We start from the raw sequence: 8,258 nt of genomic DNA, 5'->3' as shown, positions 1-8,258 counted from the left end.
GCGCACGACCTCTCCGTCGTGCGGCACCTCTCCGACCGCGTCGGCGTGATGTATCTGGGCCGCATCGTGGAGATCGGCACGGAGGCGGAGATCTACGAGTACCCCACTCATCCGTACACGCAGGCGCTCCTCTCGGCCGTCCCCGTGCCGGACCCCGAGGCCGAGGCCCGCAGGGAGCGGATCGTGCTCCAGGGCGACGTGCCCTCCCCGGCCGATCCGCCCTCGGGGTGCAACTTCCGTACGCGGTGCTGGAAGGCGCAGGAGCGGTGCGTCGTCGACGATCCGGAGTTGAAGGTCCCCGAGACGATGGAGCAGGCGACGGGCGCGGTCCACCATCCGTCGGCCTGCCACTTCGCGGCTGAGCGGCGGTCGGTGACGCCGGGGTGAGCCGCGCGCGGCGGGTTCACCAGCCGGGCGGTCTGTGCGGCGCCGGGCGGCCGTACGGGTCGGGAGGAGGGGCCGGGTAGCCCTGGCTCGGTTGGCCGTAGCCGCCCGTGGGCGGGGGCTGGTACATGCCGGGCGGGTCCTCGAAGAAGCCGGGTGGGTCCTCGGGCTCCGCGCGGCGGGCGAGGGCGAGCAGCGCGACGACGCCGGCGAGGACCTCGAACGCCATGCTGGCGAGCAGGAGTTGGTCGCGGGTGTTCAGCTCGGAGAAGTTCTCCAGGAGCCGCATCTTGACCGCGTAGGCGAGCGGGAAGACGCCGTGGCCGAGGAGCGGTGCCGAGAGGACGAGCCCCATCGCGCGCGAGAACCGCGCCCTCGCTGCGGCGGTGCAGCCGGCGACGAGGAGGAGCAGGGCCAGTGCCCAGGCGAACCAGCCGGGCGGGACCGCGAGGAGCGTGACGGTGCTCCGCTCGCCGGTGAGCTTGCGGCTGTAGTACTCCCAGCCGATCTCGTACCAGTTCCGCACCTCCCAGGCCGCGACGACGAGTCCGGCGGCGGCGAGCACGAGGAAGGCCGTGGTGCCGCCGCCGCGGGTGGGGAGCGCGGCCGGCTCGTCCGCGGGGCCGGCGGGCGGGGCGCCGTCGGGCTCGATCGGGCGGCGTCCCGTCGCGGCGGTGACGACCAGCGCGGCGCCGAGGACGACCATGCCGATGGTGGAGAAGAGGAGTTGGGTCTGGAGGTCCTCGTCGACGCCCTGCGTCCAGTTGGCGTTGGGAATCCACAGGCCGGGGATGCGCAGCAGCACGGTGGTGAGGCCGACGGAGGTGAGGATGCCGGCGGCGGCTGAGGAGCGCACCGCCATCACCGCGGAGACGGCGTACGTCAGCAGCAGCGTCGGTTCGAGGAACGAGCTGACCCAGACGCCGCCCTCGGCGCGGGGGACCGCGCCCGTCCACATCCACCAGACGTCCACCGTCCTGTCCGCCTGGGTGAGGTCGCGGACGATCCAGCCGAGGCTCACCAGCGCGAGCACGGTGAGGAGGACGGAGCCGAAGGTCCGGGCTCCGCGCGCGAGTGTTCTGTCTTGCCCCAAAGCTCTCGGCCCCCCGTTGGTGCGGACGTGCGGTGCACTAGATCTACCCGTGAGCGGCGGTTCACAACAACCGTAGCGGGGCGGGCCGTTGCGCCGGGGCACGTCGGGGCGGAGGCCCGCTGGGCCCGGCCGGGGCGGAAGGAAAGCCTCCGACCCGGCCGGTTACGGCACCCGCACGGCCGTACGTACTTCAGGGTGCCGTTGCCGCATATCGGTGCTGCGACGGTCGAGTTGCCGCCGTGTAAAACGAGTCGGAGCCGGTCTTGTCCTGGTTTGCCCGGACTCTACGCGCGTTGTCAAGCACGTAAGGGGTTCGATCTGCACAACCTTCGCTCAAGATGCGGGCGAGACATGCGCGTAGCGCCCAACACCCCTTGACTGCAAGCTAATTGGCTTGCCAAAGTCCCGCTCAACCCACTCGCCCGCATCACGTGATCGCCTCAACGATACGGGCTCCTAAGAGAATTGAGCGCGGGGGCACTCACGCGATGACAAGTCCTTCCCAGGCTGCGTTGGCCGGTGCCGAGACCCCGGGCCCCGAGGACCTCGGCGCCGAACGGGGCGCTACGAGCGGTGAGTTGGCCGGGCGGTCGCCCGGCAAGTTGATGTGGATGCGGTTCAAGCGCGACCGGGTCGGTGTCGTGTCGGCCTGCGTCGTGTGCTTCTTCTTCCTCGTCGCGCTCTGCGCCCCGCTGGTGTCGAAGCTCTACGGCAAGGACCCGTACACCCGGTACGGACAGATCACGCCCGGCCTGCTCAACGAGAACGGCTATCCGGTCAAGCCGAACGGCGGCATCGACGGTGAGCACTGGTTCGGCCTCGAGCCGGATCTCGGACGCGACGTCTTCATGCAGCTCGTCTACGGGATGCGCACCTCGCTCGGGCTCGCCGTCGCGATCACGATCCTCTCCGTGCTCACCGCGATCGTGATCGGCGTCGCCGGCGGATACTTCGGCGGAAGGACCGACTACTTCCTCGGCCGCCTCACCGACCTCATGATGTCCTTCCCCAACCAGCTTTTCTTCATCGCCTTCACCCCTGTGATCGGGGCGCTTTTCGTCAACGAGCAGGACGAAATGCCGACCTGGATGCGCGCCTGCGTGCTCATCTACGTGATGTGGCTGCTGGGTTGGATGACCCTGGCGCGGCTGCTGCGCGGCCAGGTGCTCTCGCTGCGGGAGCGGGAGTTCATCGAGGCGGCGAAGGTCGCGGGGACGCCGCCCTCGCGGATCGTCCGCAAGGAGCTGCTCCCCAACGTCGTCACGCCGATCCTCGTGCAGTCGACGTACATGCTGCCGAACTTCGTCACCAGCATCGCGGGGCTCTCCTTCCTCGGCGTCGGGATGCTGGAGCCGACCCCCGACTGGGGCCGGATGTTCGCCACCGGCGCCAAGGTCTATCAGAGCGACATCACCTACATGTTCTTCCCGGGCGGTGCGATGGTGCTCTTCATCGTCGCGTTCAACCTGCTCGGGGACTCGGTCAGGGACGCCTTCGACCCCAAGTCGGGCCGATGACGTCCGAGTTGCGGGAGGCTGCTGCCGCCCCGCACCGAGGCAGTCCGGCAGCGATGGATACGACAGGCAGGTGCAGACACCTATGAGCAGAGTGAGCACGAAAGGCTTGCGCGCCTCACTCGCGGCCGTCGCCGCGGGGGCGCTGATCCTCACCGGTTGCAGCAGCGGAGGCGGCGGGGACGACGGGGGTTCCTCGGACGAGAAGGCCAAGCAGCAGGGCGAGGAGGTGAGTTACACCTTCGGCAACGCGAAGCAGTCCACGGGGCCTGCGGGCGACCTCGACAAGAACGCCACCAAGGGCGGCACCATCAAGGTCCTCCAGCGCGACAGCTTCGCGCACCTCGACCCCGCGCAGATCTACGTCAGCGACGAGGGCTCGCTCGCCACCCTCATCCACCGCGGTCTGACGACGTACAAGAAGGTCGGCGACGACGACTACCGGGTCGTCGGGGACCTCGCCACCGACTCGGGCAAGAAGTCGGACGGCGGCAAGACGTGGACGTACACCCTCAAGGACGGGGTGAAGTGGGAGGACGGCTCCGAGATCACCTCGGAGGACATACGCCACACCTTCGAGCGGCAGTTCGCCGACTTCATCGCCGAGGGCCCCGTCTTCCTCCAGCAGTGGCTCGCCGGTGAGAACGGCACCGGCTACCGCAAGCTGCTGCCCGGCGGCCCGTACAAGGGCAAGCACCTGCCGGACGACGTCCTGGAGACGCCGGACGACAAGACCATCGTCTTCCACTTCAAGAAGCCGCAGCCCGAGCTGCCGTACGCGCTGGCGATGGCCGGCTACGCGGCCGTGCAGAAGGACGGCGACACGAAGGAGAAGTACGACAAGAAGCCGGTCGTCTCCGGCCCCTACAAGATCGCCTCGTTCAAGTCGGGCAAGTCGATGAAGCTCGTCCGGAACAAGGAGTGGGACCCGAAGACCGACGCGGCCCGCAACCAGTACCCGGACGCCTTCGACATCCAGTTCGGGGTCTCCTTCGAGGACTCCACGAAGCGGCTGATGTCCGACGCGGGCGAGAACCAGACGGCCGTGAGCTTCAGCAACCAGGTCGACGCCTCCAGCATGGACCAGGTGCGGACCGACAAGAAGGTCAAGGACCGCTCGGTCGAGGGCTACCAGTCCTACGTGGGCGTCATCAACCTCAACATGAGCCGGCTGAAGGACAAGAAGGTCCGCCAGGCCATCGCCTACGCGCTCCCCGCGCAGTCCCTGATCTCCGCCTTCGGCGGCGCGGGCGGCGGCAAGCCTGCCGGGAACTACTACAGTCCGACGCTCGTCGGCCACAAGCCGAGCGACCCCTTCAACAAGATCTCCAAGCCGCAGGGCGATCTGAAGAAGGCGAAGCAACTGCTCGACGAGTCGGGCAAGAAGGGCATGAAGCTCACCTTCGCCTACCAGAACGCGCCCGAGTGGCAGAACTTCTCGGTGGCGGCGGCCGACAACCTCAAGAAGGTCGGCTTCGACGTCCAGCGCAAGGACATCATCGCGGACACCTACTACGACCAGATCGGCAAGGTCAAGAACAAGTACGACATGTACCACTCCTCCTGGGGTGCCGACTGGCCGAGCGGTTCGACGGTGATCCCGCCGCTCTACGACGGCCGCCAGATCCAGGACGGCGCGTCGAACTACTCGCACTACGACAACGCGGAGACCAACAAGGAGATCGACCGCATCTCCCAGATCTCCAACCCCAACAAGGCGGCCGACGAGTGGATGAAGCTCGCGGACAAGATCCTCAAGGAGGACACCCCGCAGGTGCCGCTGATGTACTACAAGGCGGTCCAGCTCCACGGCTCCAAGATCGGCGGAGTCTACTTCGACGAGCAGCTGCACGACCTCATGCCGCACAAGCTGTACGTCAAGAAGTAACGCCCGACGCGCGAAGCAGCGGCGCCGGCCGCCGAGTTCGGCCGGTGCGGCACCTCCGGGACCCGCCCCGACGGGGCAGGGCCCCGGAGGCGCCCGCCGCCCCCGTACACACCGTCCGTCCCCGATCCCGCCGCCGCACGAGAGCTGCGTTCTGCCATGCTGCGATTCCTGATCCGCCGGTCGCTCGGCGCCGTGGTGATCCTGCTGATCATCAGCGCCGTCACCTTCTTCCTCTTCTACGCCGTCCCCCGGGACCCGGCGATGCTGGCCTGCGGCAAGAACTGCACGCCGGACGCGCTGGAGGTCATCCACCGGAACCTGGGGCTCGACAAGCCGGTGCCCCAGCAGTACTGGGAGTTCATGTCGGGCATCGTCACGGGCCGCGACTTCGCGCAAGGCCCGTGTCCCGCACCGTGCTTCGGGTACTCCTTCGCGAACTCCGACCCCGTCTGGGGGACCATCGTCGACCGCTTCCCGACGACGGTCTCGCTCACCGTCGGCGGCGCCGTCGTCTTCCTCGCCATCGGGCTCGGCGCCGGCATGATCGCCGCGCACAAGAAGGGCACGCTGCTCGACAAGGCGTTCTCCACGGGGTCGCTCGTCCTCAGCTCGATGCAGATCTACTTCATCGGCCCGCTCGTCCTCGCGCTCGTCGTCTACAACCTCGAACTCCTCGACCAGCCGCAGTACGTGCCGCTCACCGAGGACCCGGCCGGCTGGTTCATGGGGCTGCTGATCCCCTGGTGCGTCGTGCAGATCATCTTCACCGCCAACTACACGAGGCTGGCGCGCTCCTCGATGATCGAGCAGCTCCAGGAGGACCACGTGCGCACCGCGAGGGCGAAGGGGATGTCGGGGCGGACGGTCTTCTTCCGGTACGCCTGGCGGGGCTCGCTGATCCCGATCGTCACCATCTTCGGCGTCGACCTGGGGTCGCTCTTCGGCGGCGCGATGATCACGGAGTGGACGTTCTCGCTGCCGGGCCTCGGGACGCTCGCCGTCGACTCGGTGCAGAACACCGACCTCCCGATGGTGATGGGCGTGATGCTCTTCGCCGCGACCTTCATCATCCTCTTCAACATCATCGTGGACGCCGTCTACGCGTTCATCGACCCGCGCGTGCGCCTGTCCTAGGAGATCCCGGCCATGACCACCCTGACCAAGGAAGCGGACGTGCCCGCGCCGCGCGGCGGCGGGGACGCCTTCCTCAGCGTCCGCGACCTGTACGTCCACTTCGCCACGGAGGACGGCACCGTCAAGGCCGTCGACGGACTCTCCTTCGAGCTGGAGCGCGGACGCACCCTCGGCGTCGTCGGCGAGTCCGGCTCGGGCAAGTCGGTGACGAACCTGTCGATCCTCGGCCTCCACAACCCGGCGAGCACCGAGGTGTCGGGCGAAATCCTCCTCGACGGGCAGGAGTTGACCGGGGCCCGGCAGAAGACGCTGGAGTCGCTGCGCGGCAACAAGATGGCGATGATCTTCCAGGACCCGCTCACCGCGCTCTCGCCGTACTACACGGTCGGCCGCCAGATCGCCGAGCCCTACCGCAAACACGAGGGCGCCTCCAAGCGGGAGGCGCACGAGCGCGCCGTGGAGATGCTCGACAAGGTCGGCATCCCGAACGCCAGGACGCGTGCGAAGGACTACCCGCACCAGTTCAGCGGCGGCATGCGGCAGCGCGCCATGATCGCGATGGCGCTCGTCTGCAACCCCGACCTGCTCATCGCCGACGAGCCGACGACGGCGCTCGACGTCACCGTGCAGGCCCAGATCCTCGACCTCCTCAAGGACCTCCAGCAGGAGTTCGGCTCCGCGATCATCTTCATCACCCACGACCTCGGCGTCATCGGCAACGTGGCCGACGACATCCTGGTGATGTACGGCGGGCGGGCCGTCGAGCGCGGCACGGTCGAGGACGTCCTGCGGCGCCCGCAACACCCGTACACCTGGGGCCTGTTGTCGTCGATGCCGCGCCTGTCCGGCGACGTCGACGAGGCGCTCACGCCGATCCACGGCACCCCGCCCAGCCTGCTCTCCCCGCCCGGCGGCTGCGCCTTCCACCCGCGGTGCGACTTCGCGGAACAGGTCGCGGGCGGTCTCTCCTGCACCGCCGACCGCCCGGAGCTGCCGCCCGGCCGCAGCGCCGCCTGCCACCTGACGGACGAACAGAAGCGGACCCTCTTCACCGAGCAGATCAAGCCCCGGCTGGGCCAGGCACCTAGGAGACGAGACGTATGAGCACCACACCCTCCTCGGGCACCGCTCCGGGCCCCGCGGCCGCCGGCGGCGAGCCCGCGGGCGAGCCGCTGCTGAAGGCGGAGAACCTCGCCAAGCACTTCCCGATCATGGGCGGGTTCCCGTTCAAGCGGAAGGTCGGCGAGGTGCAGGCCGTCTCGGGGATCGACCTCGCCGTGCACCGCGGGGAGAGCTTCGGGCTCGTCGGTGAGTCCGGCTGCGGCAAGTCGACGACGGGGCGGTTGCTGACGCGGCTGCTGGAGCCGACGGGCGGCACGATCAGCTACCGCGGGCAGGACATCACGCACGCGTCGAGGCGGCGGATGGCGCCGGTCCGCTCCGAGATCCAGATGATCTTCCAGGACCCGTACTCCTCGCTCAACCCCCGGCAGACGGTGGGCTCGATCATCTCGGGGCCCATGGAGGTCAACGGCATCGATCCGCCGGGCGGCCGGGAGCAGCGCATCAGGGAGCTGCTGGAGACGGTCGGCCTCAACCCCGAGCACTACAACCGCTTCCCGCACGAGTTCTCCGGCGGCCAGCGGCAACGCATCGGCGTCGCGCGGGCGTTGGCGCTGCAGCCGAAGCTGATCGTCGCGGACGAGCCGGTCTCGGCGCTCGACGTCTCGATCCAGGCGCAGGTCGTCAACCTGCTCCAGAAGGTGCAGCGGGAACTCGGTATCGCGTTCGTCTTCATCGCCCACGACCTCGCGATCGTCCGGCACTTCTCGCAACGGGTCGCGGTGATGTACCTCGGGAAGATCGTCGAGGTGGGCGACCGCGAGTCGATCTACGTGCGCCCCCGCCACCCCTACACCCACGCGCTCCTCTCGGCCGTTCCCGAGGTCGCCGTCGAGGGCGCGGCGCCGGACGACCGCGAGCGCATCCGCCTCGCGGGGGACGTCCCTTCGCCGATCGACCCGCCCTCCGGATGCCGGTTCCGCACCCGGTGCTGGAAGGCGCAGGAGAAGTGCGCAGCCGAGGAGCCGCCGCTCGTCCAGATCCCGGGCAACGCGGCGGGGCACCTGACGGCCTGCCACTTCCCCGAGGAGGGCAGCACCACCACGCGCGAGGAGGACGTCGTCCTCGACTCGGCGCTGCGCTCCATGGAGACCCCGGCGGGCTGAGCCGCGGGCGGGACTCG

Annotated in this window: 7 protein-coding genes; 6 read left to right on the top strand and 1 reads right to left on the bottom strand. The window is 68.9% G+C overall.

The features are described 5' to 3' along the window. A partial coding sequence (locus UWG_RS0112785; RefSeq protein WP_016907608.1) for an oligopeptide/dipeptide ABC transporter ATP-binding protein occupies positions 1-387 on the top strand: 387 nt, incomplete at its 5' end. Between the two features lie 16 nt (positions 388-403). Here the strand turns inward: UWG_RS0112785 and UWG_RS0112780 are convergent. Next, positions 404-1,477, bottom strand: coding sequence for a DUF3824 domain-containing protein (locus tag UWG_RS0112780; protein WP_016907607.1), 1,074 nt, complete (start codon positions 1,475-1,477; stop codon positions 404-406). A gap of 488 nt (positions 1,478-1,965) precedes the next feature. On the opposite strand from UWG_RS0112780, the gene UWG_RS0112775 reads away from it, so the two are divergent. The 5 genes from UWG_RS0112775 (at position 1,966) to UWG_RS0112755 (ending at position 8,241) form a co-directional block, all read left to right on the top strand. Next, entirely contained in the window at positions 1,966-2,994 is a 1,029-nt protein-coding gene (locus UWG_RS0112775) for an ABC transporter permease (protein ID WP_078495645.1), read from the top strand. A gap of 82 nt (positions 2,995-3,076) precedes the next feature. Beyond that, positions 3,077-4,879, top strand: a complete 1,803-nt coding sequence (locus tag UWG_RS0112770) for an ABC transporter substrate-binding protein (RefSeq protein WP_193386445.1) — start codon at positions 3,077-3,079, stop codon at positions 4,877-4,879. Positions 4,880-5,035: 156 nt separating this feature from the next. Continuing rightward, positions 5,036-6,013, top strand: coding sequence for an ABC transporter permease (locus UWG_RS0112765; protein ID WP_016907604.1), 978 nt, complete (start codon positions 5,036-5,038; stop codon positions 6,011-6,013). A gap of 12 nt (positions 6,014-6,025) precedes the next feature. Then, entirely contained in the window at positions 6,026-7,117 is a 1,092-nt protein-coding gene (locus tag UWG_RS0112760; RefSeq protein ID WP_016907603.1) for an ABC transporter ATP-binding protein, read from the top strand. Beyond that, entirely contained in the window at positions 7,114-8,241 is a 1,128-nt protein-coding gene (locus UWG_RS0112755; protein ID WP_016907602.1) for an ABC transporter ATP-binding protein, read from the top strand. Before UWG_RS0112760 ends, UWG_RS0112755 begins: the two co-directional genes overlap by 4 nt. Positions 8,242-8,258: the final 17 nt, after the last annotated feature.

Origin of the sequence: Streptomyces xiaopingdaonensis (genome assembly GCF_000262345.1) — a bacterium.
Classification (GTDB): domain Bacteria; phylum Actinomycetota; class Actinomycetes; order Streptomycetales; family Streptomycetaceae; genus Streptomyces; species Streptomyces xiaopingdaonensis.
The sequence above is the reverse complement of the archived record's forward strand: the minus strand, read 5'-3'. Positions and strand labels throughout refer to the sequence as shown.